General features: G+C 51.0%; 18 protein-coding genes. 11 read left to right on the top strand and 7 right to left on the bottom strand.

What is annotated here, in order from left to right; all coding sequences use genetic code 11:
* Nucleotides 1–9: 9 nt before the first annotated feature.
* Together SH451x_RS10565 and SH451x_RS10560 are read right to left on the bottom strand one after the other, a co-directional pair.
* Nucleotides 10–567, bottom strand: a complete 558-nt coding sequence (locus SH451x_RS10565; protein ID WP_479362423.1) for a superoxide dismutase family protein — start codon at nt 565–567, stop codon at nt 10–12.
* A gap of 213 nt (nt 568–780) precedes the next feature.
* Nucleotides 781–1,425 carry a TetR/AcrR family transcriptional regulator gene (locus tag SH451x_RS10560; RefSeq protein WP_479362422.1) on the bottom strand — a complete coding sequence of 215 codons (645 nt, stop codon included), beginning with the start codon at nt 1,423–1,425 and terminating at the stop codon, nt 781–783.
* 277 nt (nt 1,426–1,702) lie between these two features.
* On the opposite strand from SH451x_RS10560, the gene SH451x_RS10555 reads away from it, so the two are divergent.
* The 5 genes from SH451x_RS10555 (at nt 1,703) to SH451x_RS10535 (ending at nt 8,049) form a co-directional block, all read left to right on the top strand.
* Nucleotides 1,703–3,040 (top strand): efflux RND transporter periplasmic adaptor subunit, encoded by a 1,338-nt coding sequence (locus tag SH451x_RS10555; protein ID WP_479362421.1) that lies wholly within the window; start codon nt 1,703–1,705, stop codon nt 3,038–3,040.
* Nucleotides 3,037–4,716 carry an efflux RND transporter permease subunit gene (locus SH451x_RS10550; protein WP_479362420.1) on the top strand — a complete coding sequence of 560 codons (1,680 nt, stop codon included), beginning with the start codon at nt 3,037–3,039 and terminating at the stop codon, nt 4,714–4,716. The genes SH451x_RS10555 and SH451x_RS10550 overlap by 4 nt, the downstream gene beginning before the upstream one ends.
* A 106-nt stretch (nt 4,717–4,822) precedes the next feature.
* Nucleotides 4,823–6,259 carry an IS4 family transposase gene (locus SH451x_RS10545; RefSeq protein WP_479358038.1) on the top strand — a complete coding sequence of 479 codons (1,437 nt, stop codon included), beginning with the start codon at nt 4,823–4,825 and terminating at the stop codon, nt 6,257–6,259.
* 30 nt (nt 6,260–6,289) lie between these two features.
* Nucleotides 6,290–7,825, top strand: coding sequence for an efflux RND transporter permease subunit (locus SH451x_RS10540; protein WP_479362901.1), 1,536 nt, complete (start codon nt 6,290–6,292; stop codon nt 7,823–7,825).
* A gap of 86 nt (nt 7,826–7,911) precedes the next feature.
* Nucleotides 7,912–8,049 carry a hypothetical protein gene (locus SH451x_RS10535; RefSeq protein ID WP_479362419.1) on the top strand — a complete coding sequence of 46 codons (138 nt, stop codon included), beginning with the start codon at nt 7,912–7,914 and terminating at the stop codon, nt 8,047–8,049.
* Nucleotides 8,050–8,083: 34 nt separating this feature from the next.
* Here SH451x_RS10535 and SH451x_RS10530 read toward each other — a convergent pair whose 3' ends face one another.
* The 3 genes from SH451x_RS10530 to SH451x_RS10520 all read right to left on the bottom strand — a co-directional run bounded on the left by SH451x_RS10530 (nt 8,084) and on the right by SH451x_RS10520 (nt 10,878).
* A complete protein-coding gene (locus SH451x_RS10530) occupies nt 8,084–8,707 on the bottom strand; it encodes a DNA-3-methyladenine glycosylase I (RefSeq protein WP_479362418.1) in 624 nt (207 codons plus the stop codon).
* Between the two features lie 128 nt (nt 8,708–8,835).
* Complete coding sequence (locus tag SH451x_RS10525; protein WP_479362417.1) at nt 8,836–9,984, bottom strand: alpha/beta hydrolase-fold protein; 1,149 nt, start codon at nt 9,982–9,984, stop codon at nt 8,836–8,838.
* 372 nt (nt 9,985–10,356) lie between these two features.
* Entirely contained in the window at nt 10,357–10,878 is a 522-nt protein-coding gene (locus SH451x_RS10520) for a thioredoxin family protein (RefSeq protein ID WP_479362416.1), read from the bottom strand.
* A 691-nt stretch (nt 10,879–11,569) separates the two neighbouring features.
* Between SH451x_RS10520 and SH451x_RS10515 the strand changes: the two genes are divergently transcribed.
* The gene (locus SH451x_RS10515; protein WP_479362900.1) at nt 11,570–12,781 is read left to right on the top strand and encodes an aminotransferase class I/II-fold pyridoxal phosphate-dependent enzyme; all 1,212 of its coding nucleotides are present in this window, start codon (nt 11,570–11,572) and stop codon (nt 12,779–12,781) included.
* A complete protein-coding gene (hemG, locus tag SH451x_RS10510; protein ID WP_479362415.1) occupies nt 12,781–14,271 on the top strand; it encodes a protoporphyrinogen oxidase in 1,491 nt (496 codons plus the stop codon). Before SH451x_RS10515 ends, hemG begins: the two co-directional genes overlap by 1 nt.
* Before the next feature lie 8 nt (nt 14,272–14,279).
* On the opposite strand, the gene SH451x_RS10505 is transcribed toward hemG, so the two are convergent.
* Entirely contained in the window at nt 14,280–14,933 is a 654-nt protein-coding gene (locus SH451x_RS10505) for a hypothetical protein (RefSeq protein ID WP_479362414.1), read from the bottom strand.
* Between the two features lie 196 nt (nt 14,934–15,129).
* Between SH451x_RS10505 and SH451x_RS10500 the strand changes: the two genes are divergently transcribed.
* The gene (locus tag SH451x_RS10500; RefSeq protein WP_479362413.1) at nt 15,130–15,465 is read left to right on the top strand and encodes a hypothetical protein; all 336 of its coding nucleotides are present in this window, start codon (nt 15,130–15,132) and stop codon (nt 15,463–15,465) included.
* 80 nt (nt 15,466–15,545) lie between these two features.
* Here the strand turns inward: SH451x_RS10500 and SH451x_RS10495 are convergent, their stop codons facing one another.
* Nucleotides 15,546–15,893 carry a DUF1622 domain-containing protein gene (locus SH451x_RS10495; RefSeq protein WP_479362412.1) on the bottom strand — a complete coding sequence of 116 codons (348 nt, stop codon included), beginning with the start codon at nt 15,891–15,893 and terminating at the stop codon, nt 15,546–15,548.
* 166 nt (nt 15,894–16,059) lie between these two features.
* Between SH451x_RS10495 and SH451x_RS10490 the strand changes: the two genes are divergently transcribed.
* From SH451x_RS10490 to SH451x_RS10480, 3 genes are read left to right on the top strand one after another with little or no spacing between them, the layout of a single operon-like run.
* The gene (locus SH451x_RS10490) at nt 16,060–17,457 is read left to right on the top strand and encodes a DUF2254 domain-containing protein (protein ID WP_479362411.1); all 1,398 of its coding nucleotides are present in this window, start codon (nt 16,060–16,062) and stop codon (nt 17,455–17,457) included.
* Entirely contained in the window at nt 17,439–18,932 is a 1,494-nt protein-coding gene (locus tag SH451x_RS10485) for a mechanosensitive ion channel domain-containing protein (protein ID WP_479362410.1), read from the top strand. Before SH451x_RS10490 ends, SH451x_RS10485 begins: the two co-directional genes overlap by 19 nt.
* 25 nt (nt 18,933–18,957) lie before the next feature.
* Nucleotides 18,958–19,440 (top strand): DUF421 domain-containing protein, encoded by a 483-nt coding sequence (locus tag SH451x_RS10480; RefSeq protein ID WP_479362409.1) that lies wholly within the window; start codon nt 18,958–18,960, stop codon nt 19,438–19,440.
* Nucleotides 19,441–19,507 lie beyond the last annotated feature (67 nt).

Here is a 19,507-nt window from a genome sequence, read left to right as displayed (position 1 = left end):
TTGCTAAGCTTAGTCTTTGGTCAGGCCAATAATGCCGACTGCGACGCGGGCACCGGAGTCTCCGGATGGTTGAGTCGAAAGATCGTCCTTACCGGCATGCACAACAATCGATCGCCCAAGAACGAAGTGCAGCTTGGCTAATTTGCTGACGACATCAACTTTAGCGACTCCAGTTCCATCGGCTGTAATGTTCCCCAGATCACCCTCGTGACTGGTTTCTGCATTCAGTTCGCCATGCTTGTGTTCGGCTGCACTCGTAAAATGACCACCCGCTGCCGAGCCATCTTTCGACGACAGATCGCCAAACTCATGAATATGGAAACCGTGTTCTCCCGGCGAGAGGTTTTTTACTGTTCCAGTAACGTGCAAACCTACGTCGGTGGCTTCCAATTTAAGTTGGCCGGTAACATCATTACCTTCTGTAGGCAGCAAGAACACTGCACCATGCTTGGGCAACATTACTTCGTCAACGTGGTCACCATGTTCGGTTTTTGCCGATTGAGCGGCCAACAAACTGCAAGTTAGTACTGCGAAAGATGAAGCGATTACTGCTGAGAAAATTTTCACGATAGGGTCTCCATAAATGGGGAATTGAACGGATACCGTTACTACAGCAAATGATGTGGCAAATCGTAGAAAACTTGGAACACCGTAAGATTTAAACTGCGACGGATGATAGCTTAAGTGCCGATGGAGTGCAGTTCTCGCTGCTTTGGCGACTCCCGATACTTGTTTCTGGTAAAACTCACCAGCGATTACAGTGAAAGAAGAATGCTGCCGTTAAGGCTTGCATGCGTAGTGGTCCAAAAACATATTGACCGTGCCATCGACGATTTTTCGTTGAGCAGCCTTGGATGGAATCGGTGCATTTTTTAGCAGTTGTGGCCATAAAACGAATGTTTCCAAGAGAGCCAAGAATTGTCTGGCTGCCGTTGTTTTATCTTTGCATTTGATTTGTTTCGAATTGGCTGCGAGCATAATCCATTTGCTCAACGCAAGTTCAAACAGCTTTGCGTTTCCGAACATTTGCCGAGCCAGATCCGGCGTTTGAAGAAATCTTGACACGATGACACGCGATAATTTTTGCGAGTTCGGATCGAGGTAAAACGCCAAGATTGTCGTAGCAAACTTAAAGAGCTGGTCGTACAGCGGTTTCGAGGCGTCGAATTGAAAATCATTCGCCACCGATGCGTCCTCAATCAGTTGATCGACGATCGCCATGAACAAGCGATCTTTGCTTTCAAAGTGGTTGTAAACCGTTCGCTTCGATACTTTTGCTTCCTCGGCAATCGCATCCATGCTAGCTGCCGCAAAACCCTGCGAGTTGAAGATACTTACGGCAGCATTGAGAATGTCGACACGTTTTTTGTCGGTGAGCCTCAGACGTCGTTCGTCGGCAACAGCGTGATTTTTGTAATCAGTCATTGAATTACCTGTACGTTCAGCCGCCATCGCTTTTTCTCGAAGGTAGGACACTACAGCCGAAACTACACTGGATGGTGTAATTTCGCAATGCACTTTCGCTTGACGTGATCATTTCGCAGAAAAAGTTAATCCGGGCGCACAGATTGCGTATTTCCACATTTCCACAAATTCACCGCCTAGCAAAAGTACACTGGCCAGTGTACTTTAAAAGTGTACGTTCATTTTGGGTAAAGCAAATTTAACGCGTTCAGAGTCGGGAACGGTCTGGAATACGTCAGTGAAACAGAAGATCAAACTGGTAGGTAAGAGTTTTTTGATCGTTGCTTGCTTGATCTGGGCAACCGGCTGCAATCGCGGCGAGACGCCCGGAGCCGCTGCGGGACCGCCGAAACGACCGCCACCTGAGGTCGATGTGGTGCCAGCTCTGGAGCGTGAAATCACTGACTACCGTGAATACACCGGCCGTACGGCTGCAGTAGATTCCGTAGAAGTTAGAGCACGTGTCAGCGGATATTTAGTTCAAAGTCCGCGTTCGGTGACTGCGACGGCGGGTTCGAACGCTGCTCGTTATGCGTTGTCCAACAATATGCTGAGCATGGATGCAGAAAAAGAGTTCAAGGTGAACGTTAGCGAAGGAGACATGGTGGAAGCGGGCACTCCACTCTTTGAGATTGATCCTGCTCCCTATCGGCTAGCGCTTGAACAAGCCCTAGGAAGCCTGGACGCGACAACAGCTCAACGACAGCGCCTCGATTCAGATTTGGCCCGCGCGAAAGAGCTATATGCCTCGCGCTCGATCAGCAAGGCGGACTATGATCTTGCCGTTGCGGAACGTGAAGAGGTTGAAGGCCAAATTCAAAACTTGAGCGCAGCCGTCGAACGAGCGAGACTTGACCTCAGCTACACTCAAGTTGTAGCGCCCATTGACGGACTGATTGGTCGCACTCTCGTCACCGAAGGCAATCTGATTTCCGCAGATACGACTGTGCTGACGACGATAGTTTCTCAAGATCCAATTTACGTTTACTTTGATATCGACGAGCGATCGCTATTAGACTACCGCTCGCGAATCCGTAGTGGATCGGTCAAAAGTGCACGCAACAATAGCTTGCCGATTGAAATGGGTCTCGCCAATGATGACGGCTTCCCTTATCAAGGCACAATCGATTTTGTAGACAATCAAACGAACGCAGATACTGGCAACACTCGTCTGCGCGGTACGTTTGCAAATCCAGAAGGCGCGTTAACGCCCGGATTGTTTGCGCGAATTCGTGCTCCGTTTACGTCAAAGTACAAGGCAGTACTTATCCCGACGAAGGCCTTGGCAACGGATCAACAAGGGCGATATGTCATGGTCGTTGACGAGTCGAATATTGCGCATCGCCGGACTGTCGCGGTTGGCTCGGAGAGAGAAGGCATGTCAGCCGTCTTAAGTGGCTTGGAAGTGGGTGAAGAAGTCATTGTGACCGGCCTCCAAAAAGTTTCCGAAGGCGTGCCTGTTGTTAAATCGGCAAATCGTCCAAACGCAACGGATACTGCGAAAGAAGTCGGGGACACCGAGGATTCGGCACCGTCAGAAACTGCCGATGGAGAGATGGCGGAGGCGGCTAAGTGATCTCTAACTTCTTCATCAATCGCCCCGTAGCGGCCAACGTTATTGCTCTGGTAATGTTGATTCTAGGGTTTGTCGCCCTTCAGCAGTTACCCGTCGAACGCTATCCAAACATTACACCGCCCACGGTACAAATTACAGCGACTTACCCTGGAGCGAATGCCAGCGTGGTCGCCGACACCGTAGCTGCTCCCCTTGAACAACAAATCAATGGCGTCGAGAACATGTTGTACATGTCGTCGACGTCGTCCTCCAATGGTGCTTATTCATTGACGGTTACTTTCAATGTTGGCACCGACCTCGATCAAGCACAAGTCTTGGTACAAAACCGTGTGGCGTTAGCTGAACCATTGCTGCCATCTGAAGTCAGGCAACTTGGCATCTCGGTCAAGAAGCAATCCTCAAACATTTTGATGGTCGCCTCGCTCACTTCTCCCGACAACACCTTCGATAGTCTGTTTCTTTCGAACTACGCACAGCTACGATTGCGTGACGAGCTGAGTCGAGTGGAGGGGGTTGGTGAAGTTACGGTCAGCGGCGCTGGTGCTTACAGCATGCGAATCTGGGCAGATCCAACCAAAATGGATGCGCGCGGCATTACCTTCCCCGACCTGTTGGCACAACTGCGGCAGCAGAACGTTCAAGTCGCTGCGGGACAAATCGGCCAGCCTCCAATGGACGGCAACGAAGCATTTCAGTTCACCATTACGGCAATGGGTCGATTATCGGAACCGGAACAGTTCGAGAACATCATTGTAAAATATGGAGCCGAAGGTTCATTGACGTATCTGCGCGATGTAGCTCGTGTTGAACTTGGTGCTCAATCGTACGATACCTACGCACAAAGAGGTGGTATTGAGTCGGCGAGCGTTCTGATATACCAGCTTCCCGGCGCTAATGCGCTTAATGTTGTCGATGAAGTCAATGAAGCGTTGGTTCGCTTGTCTGAGAAATTCCCGGTCGGAATGGAATACGATGTTCCGTTCGATACCACGATTTTCGTCGCTTCGGCAATTCATGAAGTGTACATGACGTTGTTTGAAGCGGGTGTTCTTGTACTGATCGTTATCCTGGTCTTCCTACAAGATTGGCGAGCGGTACTCATTCCGGCGACGACCGTTCCCGTTACGATCATCGGTGCCTTTGCGGTCATGCCTTTGTTGGGCTTCTCAATCAACCTTCTCACTCTCTTTGGTCTCGTTCTAGCAATCGGAATTGTGGTTGATGATGCGATTGTGATTGTCGAGAACGCCGCGCACCATATCGAACGCGGCGAAGCACCCAAGGCGGCGACGGTGCGTGCCATGAGCGAAGTGACTGGTCCTGTGATTGGAATCACAGCGGTCCTTATGTCCGTTTTTATTCCGACGACTTTCATTGGCGGAATTACAGGGCAGTTGTACCGTCAATTTGCGTTAACGATTGCGGCGACCGCTTTCTTAAGTGCGATCAACGCGCTAACGCTCAAGCCGGCGCAATGTGCGACTTGGCTTCGCCCGAAATCCGACAAGAAAAAGTTCTTCCTTGCTCGCTGGTTCAATATCGTATTTCGCTGGGTTGAAAACGGCTACACGTCGATCGTACGCTTGTTACTCAAGGTCTGGTACCTGACTCGAATGGCACTGTTGAAATTCCATCGGCGCAGAAGTCGTCTAGTGGCAGATCGAAATTTTCTGTAAAATCTCGATCGTCATTGCGAGTGATCTAGTCATAATCCCTTGCTTTGGCGTATTTTCTAAGAACCTTCTTTGGTGAGCTGCAACTACAACCAAGGAAGGTTTTTCTATGCGCACTATATCGCATCGACCTGTCTATCGCAGCTTCAGTTTTGCCGATGCACTGCAACCATTCTTGCTGCAGGATGGACTCCCGTTCTCGCAAGTACTCGCTCCCGAGCGGATCGCTACCGTGTTCCAAAAACACGGAAGCTTGTTTGGCGGTATCTATACCACCGCCATTACGCTGTGGGCTTTCATCGGGCAAGTCTTACGCGATGGGAAAGAAGCGGCCTGCCAAGCTGCCGTGGCGAACGTGGTCGCCTACTGCCAGCTTACTGGGAAACCGGCTCCCACCCACGATACCGGCGACTACTGCGTCGCACGTGCAAAGCTCTCCGAGCATGCACTGCGTGAGCTGAGCTGCGAAGTTGCAGCTGATGCACAAAGCGACGCAGATTCCGCTTGGCTTTGGCAAGGCCGCAACGTTTTTTTGATCGATGGCTTTACCTTCATGATGGCCGACACGCCTGAGAACCAAGCAGAGTATCCTCAGCATACCGCACAGAAGCCAGGTGTTGGCTTTCCTATCGCTCGCGTGCTAAGCATCCTCTCTTTAGCAACGGGATGTTTGGTAGATGCCGCAGTCGGTCCTTTTGCGGGCAAAGGCACTGGCGAAACGGCTTTACTAAGGAAGCTCTTGGATGTTTTCAAGCCAGGAGATGTCGTGGTTGCCGATCGCTACTTCTGCAACTACTGGCTGATCGCTATGCTCATGCAGCGAGGTGTGCATGTTTGCTTCCGCAAGCATCAGAAACGGCCTACGGACTTTCGCAAAGGAAAGCGATTGGGATGGGACGATCACTTGGTCAGTTGGGTACGACCGGCCCGACCATCGTGGATGTCGGCTGAGCAATACGCAAGCATGCCCGAGAGGATTGAGCTTCGAGAACTACGTTACGTGATAAGTGCACCGGGGCGCAAGCAAAGTTCGATTATTGTCATTTCGACGTTTGTGCAAGATCAAGGCGAGGAAGGCGTGAGCTTTGAAGAGATCGCCGAGTTATATTCCTTTCGTTGGAATGCCGAGTTGGATATCAGAAGTATCAAGACGTTTTTGAACTTGAATCATCTCCGCTGTAAAACCCCCGCGATGGTTCGTCGAGAATTCTGGACGACCATGCTGGCATACAATCTAATTCGCGTCGTGATAGCGGGAGCGGCAGCGCTGCATGAGCGTCGACCGCGAGAAATCAGTTTTACGACGGCATGTCAATATGTGCTTGTTGGTTGGCTCAACGCGATGCTAAACTTGAGCGAAGCCGAGAGGCTGTCATACAGCGTGAGATTGCTGGCGCAAATAGCAGCTTGTCGCATCGCCAATCGCCCGGATCGTTTGGAGCCGCGCGTCGTCAAGAAACGCCGGGACAGTTATCGCTTGATGATGGAGCCGCGACCGACCCTCCAGGCTAGACTACTAAAAGGCGATAACCTCTTCGAAACTTAACAGTTACGTACGCAACAGTGACATTCGTACCTGACTCTTGTTGTCTTTGTTCTTACCGTCGCTGGAACGTTCGTGTGGTATCGAAGCCTTCCTACCGGGTTCTTGCCCACAGAAGACCAAGGATATGCGATCATTGCTGTCCAATTGCCAGACGCCGCTTCCCAAGAACGAACGCGTGGCGTGATCGAACAAATCAATAAGATTTTCGCTGAAACGGAAGGCGTTGAGACTTGGTTTACTCTTGGTGGCACTTCCTTGTTAGAAGGCAGCCAGTCTTCGAATGCCGCCACGATGTTCATTCGCCTGGCAGACTGGGAAGAGAGGACCACGCCGGAGCTTCAGCTGGAACCGATTGTAGAAAAGCTGACGGGCCGATTAGCAACGATCAAAGAGGCGTTCATCCTCGTACTAACGCCTCCAGCCATTCAGGGCTTGGGTGTAAGTGGTGGTTTTGAGATGCAAGTCGAAGATCGTGGCGGTGTAGGTCTTCCAGAATTACAGGCCGCAGTGAATCGAATAGTCGCCACGGCAAACCAGAATCCTAGCTTGCTACGCGTAAACTCCACCTTCCGCGCCGGCGTTCCGCAGTTGTATGCAGATATCGACCGCGATTTAATTATGAGCATGCAAGTGCCAATCGGCGAAGTCTTCTCCACGCTACAGGCTGCACTTGGATCCGCATACGTGAACGACTTCAACAAGTTTGGCCGCACGTTTCGCGTTACGTTACAGGCAGACCAAGAGTTTCGCGATAGTGCCGACGACATTCGCCGACTTAAAGTTCGTAATGCCGGCGGCGAGATGGTATCGCTGGGCAGCATGATGGAAATGGAGCAGGCGTTTGGCCCTCAAATCATTCGTCGCTTTAACCTCTACCCGTCAGCAACGATCACTGGATCGGCTGCCCCAGGGCAAAGCTCTGGTCAGGCCTTGAAGATTATGTCCGACATTGCTGCAGCCGAATCGCCCGACACAATTGGCTTCGATTGGAGTGGCGTGTCGTTACAGGAAAGCCAATCGAAAGGCGAGGAAATCTATATCTTCTTGCTTGCAGTGTTGCTCGTTTACCTGGTGTTGGCGTTTCTATATGAGAGCTGGCTATTGCCTTTTTCCGTGATTTTAGTAGTTCCGCTTGGTCTGCTTGGCACCGTGGCGTTTGTTTCATTTATGGGAATGGACAACAACGTTTATGTGCAGATCGGTGTTGTGCTGATCATCGCGTTGGCGAGCAAGAATGCGATCTTGATCGTGGAATTCGCGCGAGACTTGAGGAAAGAAGGCAAGCCACTTATCGAAGCGACTGTCGAAGCATCGCGGATGCGGTTCCGGCCAATTCTGATGACTTCGATCGCCTTTATTCTGGGCGTCCTGCCACTGGTGTTTGCAGAGGGAGCCGCCGCCGCAAGTCGCCGTTCTCTGGGAACAGCCGTTTGTGGGGGGATGATTACGTCAACGATTCTGGCTGTCTTTTTTACTCCGGTCTTCTTCCTGGTTTTTCAGTGGTTGAGCGAACGATTCACAAAGCCAGAACCGGTTGGAAAGGTATCCATCAAGCCTGCAGAGTAACTGACTGGACGTCCTATGTTACCGAAAGGTAGAATGGCATGGAGTTAACTGGTTGAGTCTCGATACGAAATAATGCAGGTGACAAAGTGATCGGAATAGGCATAACAGAGCTTTTGATTCTGCTTGTGATTGGCACCGCTATGCTGATACTACTTGCAGCGGTGGCGGGCATCATTGCCTACGTGGTGATGAAAAAACGCAAGCAGGAGCGAAACGACCTGTAAAAATTGTGATTGTTGGACCGCAGCGACCATGCAATCAACCGATGTCCGCGTGCTTCGCTGCTTTGTGCATCTCGCGGATGACTTTGAATTGAAAGCATGCCTGCAAGTGATCGTTGACCAGCCCCATTGCTTGCATGAATGCATAACATGTCGTTGGCCCAACAAAAGTCCACCCCCGCTTCTTCAGATCTTTACTCATCTGCGTTGACTCGTCAGTCGTTGATGAAATATCTGCGCGGGACTTCAACACCTTCTTCTTGGGCGGTTCATATGACCAGAAGTAGTTTGCTAAAGACCCGAACTCGTCGACCAACTTTATCGCGCAACCCGCATTATTGATCGTCGACGCGATTTTACCGCGGTGCCGGACGATGGCTGCATTCTGAACCAACCGATCTATATCGCTCGCCGTGAACTTCGCAACTTTGTAGAAATCAAAATTCTTGAACGCCAGCCGAAAGCCTTCGCGTTTCTTGAGAATCGTCAGCCAACTGAGTCCCGATTGAAATCCTTCCAGGCAAATTTTTTCGAACAGCCGAAAATCATCGGTCGTTGGAACGCCCCATTCTTCGTCGTGGTACCGAACATATTCAGGGTCGCTTGCGCACCACCAGCAACGTTGCTTGTTGTCGTCCAGTTTTAATACTGATTCATTCATAAGTAATAGATCGGCGCGCGACTTCAGATTGCGGGGGCTGAACTGTGCAGGAAACAGGCGCAAAAAAATTGCACCCGGAGAACCGGATGCAATTGTACAGACTTTTGTAATCTTCGCTTACTGTGCGATTACTGGAAAAGCTGTGGAGCGAACTCGTTCAAGTATTCGCGCCAGACGATCCAAGTGTGAGCGCCTTCGCCTTCCTTGTAAACGACGTCAAACTTATGTTTCTTGAACATGTCGACGGTCGCACGCGATGTTTCGACGAGGAAGTCATCTTTGCCGGTAGCAAACCAAAAGAGCTTAAGCCCTTTCTTCAGCTCGTCGTTATCCAAGACTGCTTTGTTTTGTTCTTCGTATGAAGGACCGTCGGCGGCAGGTGCTCCTGCACGTGGGATAATACCGAAAACACCGGAGCTATAAACTCCGAGGTAAGCGAACTTTTCAAGCGCTGGTATGCCGATGTTAAGAGTTTGCGCTCCTCCCATGGAAAGGCCTGCAATGGCGCGACTGTCACGATCGGTTTTTACACGATAGTTCGACTCGATATAGGGCATGACATCTTGGGTAAAATCTTGCGTGAATTCGTCCACGGTAGGACGTGTTCCACCGAAGTTCATGGCGCCGGTATGACCTGCTGTCATAACAATTATCATCGGTTTGGCTTTACCGGCTGCGATAAGATTATCAACAATGAATCCGGCCCGACCAACCGTTGACCACGAGTCGTCACAATCTCCCGCTCCGTGCAGCAGATAGAACACTGGGAAAGTGCCTTCGCCCTTTTGATATCCAGGGGGCGTGTAAACATGCATTCGGCGCACACGGTTCAGTGACTTGGAGTGATAAGTCACTTCGGCCACTGCGCCGTGCGGGACGTCTTGGGTATCCATCCATTCCGATCCAGGTACTCCCACAAGACTCCAAATATTACCAGACGATTCACTGGTGGCAGTGTTTCGCGAATCGACAACGTTTACGCCGTCGACGTTAAACGTGTAGCGATAGTAGCCAGGCGCAACGTCTTTTGTCAGCTCCCAAACTCCTTCGTCGTTCTTGGTTAGCTCCGATCCGCCTTGAACGCCTGGGAGATCCGAACTTGAAAGCTGAACCTTTTCAGCGTTAGGTGCCAAGACGCGGAAAGTCACCTTGCCATCTTTGACTTCGGGAGACACAACTTGCGGACCTTGCCGACGTTGCGCCTGAGCCGATTCGGGAGCGTAAGCAACCATCCCGATATATGCGAGCGAGCATGCCAATATGTGCTTTGCATTCATCTTCGATTGACCATTCTGTGTAGAGAGAAACAATAGGCCTAACAAATACTCAGCTAATTTGCATCGCAGCCGCAGGTAAGCGAATTTTGGTGGGAAGTTTTTCCAGGCTTTGACGTTGCAGCGACGCAGGAAGCTATTTGCTACGTGTACGTAACACTATCGCATTATCGCTCATGCAGAATGCACTGCATACTACCCATCGAACGAAAGAAATGAAAGATTTTTTCGTCCCAAGAACTTGGTTCCCTCACACGTCCGAAGCCCACACCAAGCACCAAGCACCAAGCACCAAGCACCAAGCACCAAGCACCAAGCACCAAGCACCAAGCACCAAGCACCAAGCACCAAGCACCAAGCACCAAGCACAGCCGACTAATCTCTTGCCAGAAAGGCCAAAGTTTCCGATTTGCTCATCGATGAACTCTGCGCCAAGCGTTTTCCATTCGAATCGACAATTAAAACCGCTGGAATACTGCTGATTTTATAGCGTTGGGAGATACTCTCCTGAGTCTTATCGTCAACATCGACGTAAAGCGGTACGAATTGCTCTTCGACTACTCTCGTCACCTCAGAATCGGGCCAAACGTCGCGCTTCATCGTACGGCAGGGCGGACACCACGAGGCTCCAAAAACAGTCAGGATTGGCTTGTTCGTGTCGGCCGCAACAGCCGCTGCCGTCTCGAAATCATGGTGCCACGCAATTGTCGATTCCGGAAACTCCTTTCCAGAGACTTTGTAATATACCTCTCTGAGCTGAGACCATTGCAAAAATACGATCGCGATGCAGACCAGCAGGATGGGCCAGAGTCGAAAAAGACTCTCCAACAGGGTCGACTTCTGCGATGCCATCGGAGTCATACTATCTGGTGATTGATTTTCAGGGTCTGAATGCATTTGATCCTCACTTTTCGAGTTCGTCGGCATGCGATTCAATGGCTTCTGAAACGCGGTTTGCACTCGAAGTAGATGGTTCCGAAGTATTTGGCGACTTAAAGAAAAAACTTTGCACCGCCATGACAATTAACATAGCCCCCGCTAGCCACATACCCGGGCAAATTCGACAGCCACCGCTAATATCACATCCCATTATACGAATCCTCAACGAAGTAACACGAACCTGTATCCTGTTTTTAGATCCAGAACTGGTTGATAAGTTACATTGTTTGGCAGTCAAATTCGCAATTGGGGCTCGCAGCAGCAGACGAAGTGCGTGAAAAACATTCGACGTTTAACTTCCGCAACTCATTTTTCTTACCCAATCGATCAGAAAAGGAGATCGGACTTCTCTGACTCCGTTCAAAATGAGGCCTAAGTACAGTGCGCCGCCTGACTTTCGCATTGAGCAAAAGGGAAAAATGGCTCTAATATGTGAACCGGGACTGCAGAGCGAATGTCACTGGACACCAGCGTCTTCAAACTGCGAAACCCCGTTATAATTGCTGGACTCGACGATTTTCTTAGAGCTCGACGCAATTAGCCTGACCAGAATCCTATCCAGTCAATCGTACTTTCTCGCATGTCCATTCATCAAGTCAACAACGACTCGCACAGCGTGCCATCGATTCAAGAGCCTCCATCCAGCCCGATGCAGGTCGATTACGCTTCCCGAGTTAGTCGCCTTCCTCCCTATTTGTTTGGCCGCATCAACAACTTGCTCTACCAAAAACGGCGGGCTGGGCAAGATGTGATTGACTTGGGCATGGGTAACCCATCCGATCCGCCCGACGTCGCGGTCATTGAAAAGCTGGCTGAAGCAGCACGCGACGAACGAAACCATGGCTATTCTAAAAGCAACGGGTTGTTGAATTTACGGCGTGAACTGACGAGCAAATATCTGCGCAAGTACGGTGTTCGGCTGGATCCGGAAACGGAAGCGCTCGTGTGCCTGGGCTCGAAAGAGGGCTTTTCGCATATGTGCCTTGCTTTGATGGGGCCTGGCGACACAGCCATCATTCCGGCGCCCTACTTCCCTGTCCACCAATTCGCCGTTGTATTGGCTTCGGGCAACGTCGTCGCTCTGGAAGTTGGCGACAGTGAGAAATTCCTTTCAAACATCGCTTATACGTGCCAACATTTCTATCCGCGGCCAAAACTGCTGATCATCAATTATCCGCACAACCCTTCGACGGTCACCGTGGAGCCTGAGTTCTTTGTCGAAGTCGTTAAACTCGCAAAGAAATACAACCTGATGGTGATCAGCGATTTCGCGTACGCGGACGTTGCTTTCGACGGTTATACGCCACCGAGCTTTCTGTCGGCTCCGGGGGCCAAGGATGTTGGAGTCGAGTTCACTACGATGAGCAAAGGCTACAACATGGCTGGATGGCGTGTTGGCTTCTGTGCGGGCAACGCCGATATGGTTCGCGGTTTGGCGACGATCAAGGGGTATTACGATTACGGCATGTTCCAAGCGATCCAGATTGCCGCAATTGTTGCTCTACGCGATACGGAAGCAACGGTCGAACGCCAGTCGCAAATCTATCAAGGACGACGCGATGTGCTTTATGACGGACTCAAGCGCATCGGCTGGGAAATTGAAAAGCCAAAGGCTGGAATGTTCTTGTGGGCCAAATATCCGCAGATGTGGCGTGACAAGATGAACTCGATCGATTTCTCGATGCACTTGCTTGAGCATGGCAACGTAGCGGTAAGCCCCGGCGGTGGATTCGGACCTGCCGGTGAAGGCTACCTGCGGATGGCTTTGGTTGAAAACGAAAATCGGTTGCGTCAAGCTGTGAAACAAATCGCTACTTGCCTCGATCAGACTCGTCCACCTGAGCCGGTACGTTTAGCGTAATGTCAGTTTCATCTGACGACACATCTCACGCCGCTCCACGCGTCGCAGTAATTGGCGCTGGAATTAGTGGCTTGGCGGCTGCCGCTTACCTAGCAAAGCATTTGCCCCGAGCGACCATCGATATTTTCGAGTCACAGGGTCGCATTGGTGGAGTGATCCACACCGAACGTTTTATGGCTGACGGTGCCGGCGAAATTCAGCTCGAGCATGCCGCAGACAACTTCGCTAGCCTCTTGGGGCACGTCGATCGACTGCATAAAACACTGGGAATCGAGCCAGAGCTTCTTAAGCCTCATTTGAAATACCGTTTCGCTCAAGTCGTGCATCGAGGGCAAGTCACTCCGATCCCGCTCGGCTTTTCTATGTTGCAACCCTCGCGACTAAAGCCAATACTTTCATCGCCAATCCTTTCGCCTCTTGGCAAATTACGTGTTCTGGCCGAGCAAATTGTTCCGAGCCGAAAATCGAGCGAGGATGAGTCGCTAAAAAGTTTTGCATGCCGACGCCTTGGTAAGGAAGCGTTCGAGAGGCTGGTCGAACCGATCGTATGTGGAATCTTTACCGCCAAACCCGAGTCGCTCAGCATGCAAGCCGCGCTCCCGCAGTTTGTCGAAATGGAGGCCAAGTTTGGCAGCTTAATTAAAGCCGCCAAGGTTGCGCGTCGAAAGGTTTCCGCCAAAGAAAATATGAACGCCGATTCTGCCCGGGAAGCTACTGGGGCACGCTATGACATCTTTTCTGCGCCCCGACTGGGGATGTCCGATTGGTTGCAACAGATCGCTAACGCTTTACCATCCAATGTTCACATTCTGCTTAACAGTCCCGTTGAAGCGATTTCTCAAGCGACTGACGGAAAGTGGGACATCACGGCCGAGGATCAGCGGCACGCGTACGATGGTTGCATCGTTGCCCTGCCAGCTCCGCAGGCGGCCAAGTTACTATCGTCATGCTTACCAGCAGTTGGCAATGAGCTGGGAGAAATTCATTACGCCAGTAGCGCGGTCTTGGTGATCGGGATCAAAGCGGCTGAATTGCAGGAGAAACATCGTTGCTTTGGTATCGTCGTACCCCAAGTCGAGAACAAAAATATTTTGGCTGTCAGTTTTTCAAGTTTGAAATACCCCGGCCGATGTAGCGACGATCAAATCATTTGCCGCATCTTTTTGGGAGGCGCAGTCCGTCCCGAGATTTTTGACTGGGACGACGAACGGATTAAGGCAACGGCGATGACGGATGTCCAAGCGCTGCTTGGTCTAAAGTCGGCACCTTTATGGACAAAGCTCGTCCGCTGGCCAAACTCGATGCCGCAATACGACGTCGGCCATAAACAGCGAGTTGAGCGCATCGAAGCACTTTTGCAAGACTATCCCACGATTAAGATCTGCGGAAATGCCTTCCGAGGAGTCGGAATCCCTCAATGCGTGTTCTCAGGGGAAACCGCTGCAACGTCCCTTGCTGGGCAACTAACGTTATCTACTGCGATAGAATAGCTGGACGATTAGTCTCGTCGCAAGTCAAGCAGTTCGTCAGCGTGCAACGTGACTCGTTCGCGAACACTTGGCAACCATTCAACCAAAGTCAAAGGCAACGGCGGGAGCCCGACTCGACTCATGACGCCGTTGAGCCTGCGAAGTAGCAAGGCGTCGTCGGAATAGTCAGCGATGAATCGAGCGTCGATAAACTTTTCGATCAGCGGAGCCAATCCAGTGACGGGCGCACGGCATATCTCGTTTGCAGCGCGTTGAACTTCCTCCGGCGCGAACAATGTGAGGCATTTGTAGTACGCATCGACCAGTCCAGGCTCACGCTCGCTCAGCACCCAATCCAAGACGAGCTCGACGACGATGTGACCAAGAAAGCCTGCCTGATGACTAAGCCCCTCTTCCAACGCACCACGAACTTCGACGGCAAAAGTCGAATTGAGCCGAACGAAAATGGCCGATTGGTGAAATATTCGGTCATCTTCGTGATGCTGGACACATCCGGCAGCCACCGCAGAAACAATTGCATCGTCGCTGGCTAAGTGCGGCTCAGCCAGCTGCCGACGCGTTCGATTCTTGCGATCTACGACATTCATCCAGTCGGGAAGCGCTGTGCCCGCGACAAAGTAGGGACGCTCCAAGTACCGGTATGCATGCGAAAGGTAGTTCAACGGGACGACTTTGGTTTGAGGGCTGGACGGCTGCGAAAAGAGAAAGTTTTATGACTAGGTGTTCATTTGAATCCTATACGAGAGTCAAAGAATTTGCGATCCTTCTCAAACAATTTGTAACGGTTACGTAGACTGTAACGACCGAATGTCGATCTTTGCAGTCGATTCTGGGCTAACTTTTGGTAGGAGTTTCAGCATGTTGAGCAAGATTGTTGCGTCGAGTTTGTTGTTTGTTGTCATGGTCATGGGTGCAAGCCAGTTGAACGCTGGAAGCTGTTGTGCGCCAGAACCTGTTTGCGTTTGCCCACCACCGCCGGTAAACGTCACATTTTGCGTGGTAGACCCATGCGACGGATGTACTTACCAAGTTACGGCTTGCGTGCCTGCGGAATGCGCGTGCGAAACACCATGCTTGCTGACTTGGAAGAAAGGTTTGCTTGGCCGCAAAGTATTGACGTACAAGTTCCCATGCTGCGGAGAATGTGTAGAAGTCGTAATTACTCGCCACGGTAAGGCTACGGTTCGCGGCTAATTCTACCAATGACCGCCAACGAGCGTTCTTCAAACATAACCAGCATTTGCCTAATTTGCGAATGCTGGTTTCAGGCTTGTTTACGTTGAGCGACGATTCCTGTTCCAAGGCCACTCGCCTTCGATTTCTACTTCGATGGCGGTGCTCAGAAAAGTTCTGATCAGCACGATCACGCCCAGAACAAGAGCGCTGTCCAAAGTTGGCACAATGGCTACCGTCCGAATAATGTCGGCAGCGACGAGAAACTCCAATCCGAGCAGAATACTGCGACCCAAGTCGCGGCGGACTTGGGAGTATAAATCAAACGAGCGGTACGCTGGATGTACAGCACGGTAGAATGTTGTCAGCATACCGAGCACGACGACGATAATGCCGATCGCTTCGATGCCTAAACAGATATATTCAATTATTATTTTCTGCGCTGCCATGTGAACATTTCTTTGGGCAGGATAGCTTGCTACGGCCGGCTAACAGCGGCCGATTTCTTCAAACGCTCGAAGATTCTCAGTACAAGGTACCGATTGCTGATTTTTCGCAGCAAAGGGCGCACCGCTTGCGGTAAGCGTCAATGCGAATTGCGCGAAAGTTCTAGCATTGGAGGAATCTACCCTGCTCAAATTAAGTTTCGGATCCGCGTGGGATTCTCTCCGGTCAAGTCTTTGGTTCGTGCCGTCGCTGCTCGTAGTAGCTGCGATTTCGTTAGCTGTGCTGCTTGTGACCAGCGAAGCATACATCGACACAAGTGGGTTGCGGACGAACTGGCCCCGTTTGTTCGGCGCTGGTGCTGAGGGATCACGCGGCATGCTCTCGGCCATCGCCACATCGATGGTAACCATTGCTGGCGTTGCTTTTTCAATTACGATCGTCGCCCTATCGCTCGCATCTAGCCAATACACATCGCGGATTCTGCGAAATTTTATGCGAGATCGCGCGAATCAGTTAGTTTTGGGCGTCTTAGTAGGCATCTACGTCTACTGTTTGATTGTACTCCGCACGATCAGAAGCGGCGAAGAAGGCGCATTCGTGCCGGCACTTGCAATCCTTTTTGCGGTCGTTCTGGCTCTCGTCGGTATCGGCTGTTTCATCTTCTTCATTCATCACATAGCTCAGTCGATCCAAGCAGAGAGCATCATCAAATCCGCAGCGGAAGAGACCGCGCATGCGATCGATCGTCTCTATCCCACCGATATTGGATCGTCTCGAGAAGAAGAAGCCGAAGAGATAGATCAGCCTGTTTACAACCCGTTTGAGAGTCCGGATAGCTATGGAACAAATCGAAAGAACATTCTGTCTCCGCGATCGGGCTACCTACAGGTTATCGATGCCGAACACATTCTGCAGATTGCTTGCAATCACGAAAATGTCATCCGCATTGAACGAATCGTAGGCGAGTTTGTGGTCGAAGGAGATGTATTGGCGACCGTTCATTGCGGCCATGATACGCCTGATTCGCTGCCAGACAAAATCAATAGCATTGCTGACGTATTCACAATCGGTAGTCAGCGAACGACGGTCCAAGATGCAGCGTTTGGCATTCGGCAGATCGTCGACATCGCGCTTAAAGCGCTATCGAGCGGCGTCAATGATACAACGACCGCTGTAACTTGCGTACATCATTTAACTGCGATCTTGGCTAGGCTCGCGTCGCGTAAATTTGAAAGCCCCTACCGCTTTTCAGAAGGAAAACTACGCGTCATCGCGCCGCGAAACTCTTTTGCAAATCTGACCGGGGCGGTCTTTAGCCAGATTCGCCAGAATGCATCCGGTAATGTAGCTGTCATGATGGCTCAGCTCCAATCGGCTGAAACCGTAGCTCAGCGTGCACGCGAACAGAGCCGGAAGGAACCGCTGCTAAACGAAGTCCGTATGATCGAATCGCTAGCGCGTGCCACGTTGGTTGAGCCACATGACTTGAATTTGGTCTTGGAACAAGTCAATAAAACGACCCGAAACATCGAACAAGAGGATGCGCAATGTGCGATCGCCAAGTAGCAAGCGCTACGCCAACCGGAACGATCGCCGCGTCCAGGCTGGCTCGAAGGCTGCTCGTTGCGTTTGCCGCAGTCGCATCGATTTGCGTTTTCGTCCCGCCAAATGTATTTGCTCAGGTTAGCGATGCACCACCTTCTGCCGCAACTAACGGTCAATCAGAAGAAACGGTCAAAGGTCCACCTGTAAAAGTCGATGTTAATCCAGCAGCGCGGGACGAAGAGATCCAGAATCGATTGACGCGGATTCTCAAAGCAACGACTTGGTTTCGAGAAGTTGACGTGAGTGTTCAAGAGGGCGTGGTCTTTCTACGCGGCCGAACTACCACCGACAATTCGAAAGAGTGGGCGGGCAACTTGGGGCGAAGTGTTCAAGACGTCGTCGCTGTCGTGAATCAAATCCAAGTCGATGATCCTGAAATTTGGGATACATCTGTCGTCGAAGCTGAACTTACCCGCATCAGCCGATCGGTGCTGCGAGGCGTCCCCGTGCTCGCTTTCTCGATCATTATACTGATCATCGCGGCATTCCTTGCACGCTTCGTTGCCCGGAGCTCGTTATCAATACTTGGGAAGTATGTTCAAACAGATCTACTTCGACAGGTTGCTGCCAAAACAAGTGGCATCGCTCTATTCGTGATTGCCTGTTACCTCGTCTTGCAAATCGCAGGGCTTACGAGGTTAGCTCTCACGTTCGCAGGTGGTACTGGCTTGTTAGGCCTTGCGATTGGTATTGCCTTCAGGGATATCTCCGAGAACTTTCTAGCTAGTCTTTATTTGAGCTTGCGGAAACCATTTGAAGTTGGTGATTTGATCGAAGTCCTTGACAAACGAGGGTACGTCCAACGTGTGACTTCGCGCACAACGATTCTCATGACGCTCGAAGGCAATCATGTGCAAATTCCGAATGCTACTGTCTTCAAGAACGTTCTGACTAACTTTACAAGTAATCCGACGCGCCGAGTCGATTTTGCGATGTCAATCGATTTTGATACTTCGATCGTGAAAGCACAGAATGTCGCTATGCAGATTCTACGCGAGCATCCTGCAGTTCTGAGCGAACCGGAGCCTTGGGTCCTAGTGGATGGATTGAGCCCGACTCGTGTAAATCTACGCGTATATTTTTGGCTGAACGGAAACCACCATAGCTGGTTGAAAGTCAAATCAGCAGTCATTCGCCAAATCAAACGTTCGTATCAGCAGAACAATATTTCGCTGGCAGAAGGAGGAGCTCCCGTCGTGCGTCCAGTAATTGAACTTCTGGAGCCGGATTCGGGGCAAGTATCCGAGGATGCATATCAACCAAACATTTCGAGCTCAGTAAGCAAAGATGACGCTACAAGTCCCGAACCTGTTGCTTCATCCGCCGAAGGCAATTTGACGAATGAAGCAGACGTTATCCGCGTTCAAGCTAAAACGGCGCGGCTGCCTGAAGAAGGTGAGAACTTGATCGCCGATAGTCCTCCTTCGAAGGCATAACCCTCCATTTTGCAGGAGAAGATCCATGAACAAAATGTTTTTCAGCGATGACAATGCACTAGTGCGAACCTTGGTTGTAGGCTTCCTCGCCTACACGATCCTAATTGTAGTCCTTCGCACCACAGGGAAGCGAACTCTATCAAAGCTGAATGCATTTGATTTTGTTGTCACGGTTGCGCTAGGATCGACTCTAGCAACGATTTTGCTTAGTAAAGATGTCGCCCTGGACCAAGGCGTCCTTGCATTCCTCATTTTATGCGGCATGCAATTCGTGGTAACGTGGCTCAGCGTGCGGAGTTCTTGGCTTCGAGGAATTGTCAAAAGCGAGCCAAGGATGCTGATGCACCGAGGCGAACTGCTTCCAACGGCGATGAAGCAAGAACGGATCACGCGCGACGAGATCGAAGCATCGGCCCGTTCGGCAAAGATTGACGATCTTTCCAAGGTGGAAACAGTTGTTCTCGAAACGGACGGAACGATGAGCGTCATTCCGAAACAATGTGCCTAGTCTGATGTTTGTTCGAGCTTCTCTTCGTGCTGAAGCTAGTTTCCAATGCCTCCGTACCTTAGTCCTA

Source organism: Njordella aestuarii, from assembly GCF_056494165.1.
The sequence above is the reverse complement of the archived record's forward strand: the minus strand, read 5'-3'. Positions and strand labels throughout refer to the sequence as shown.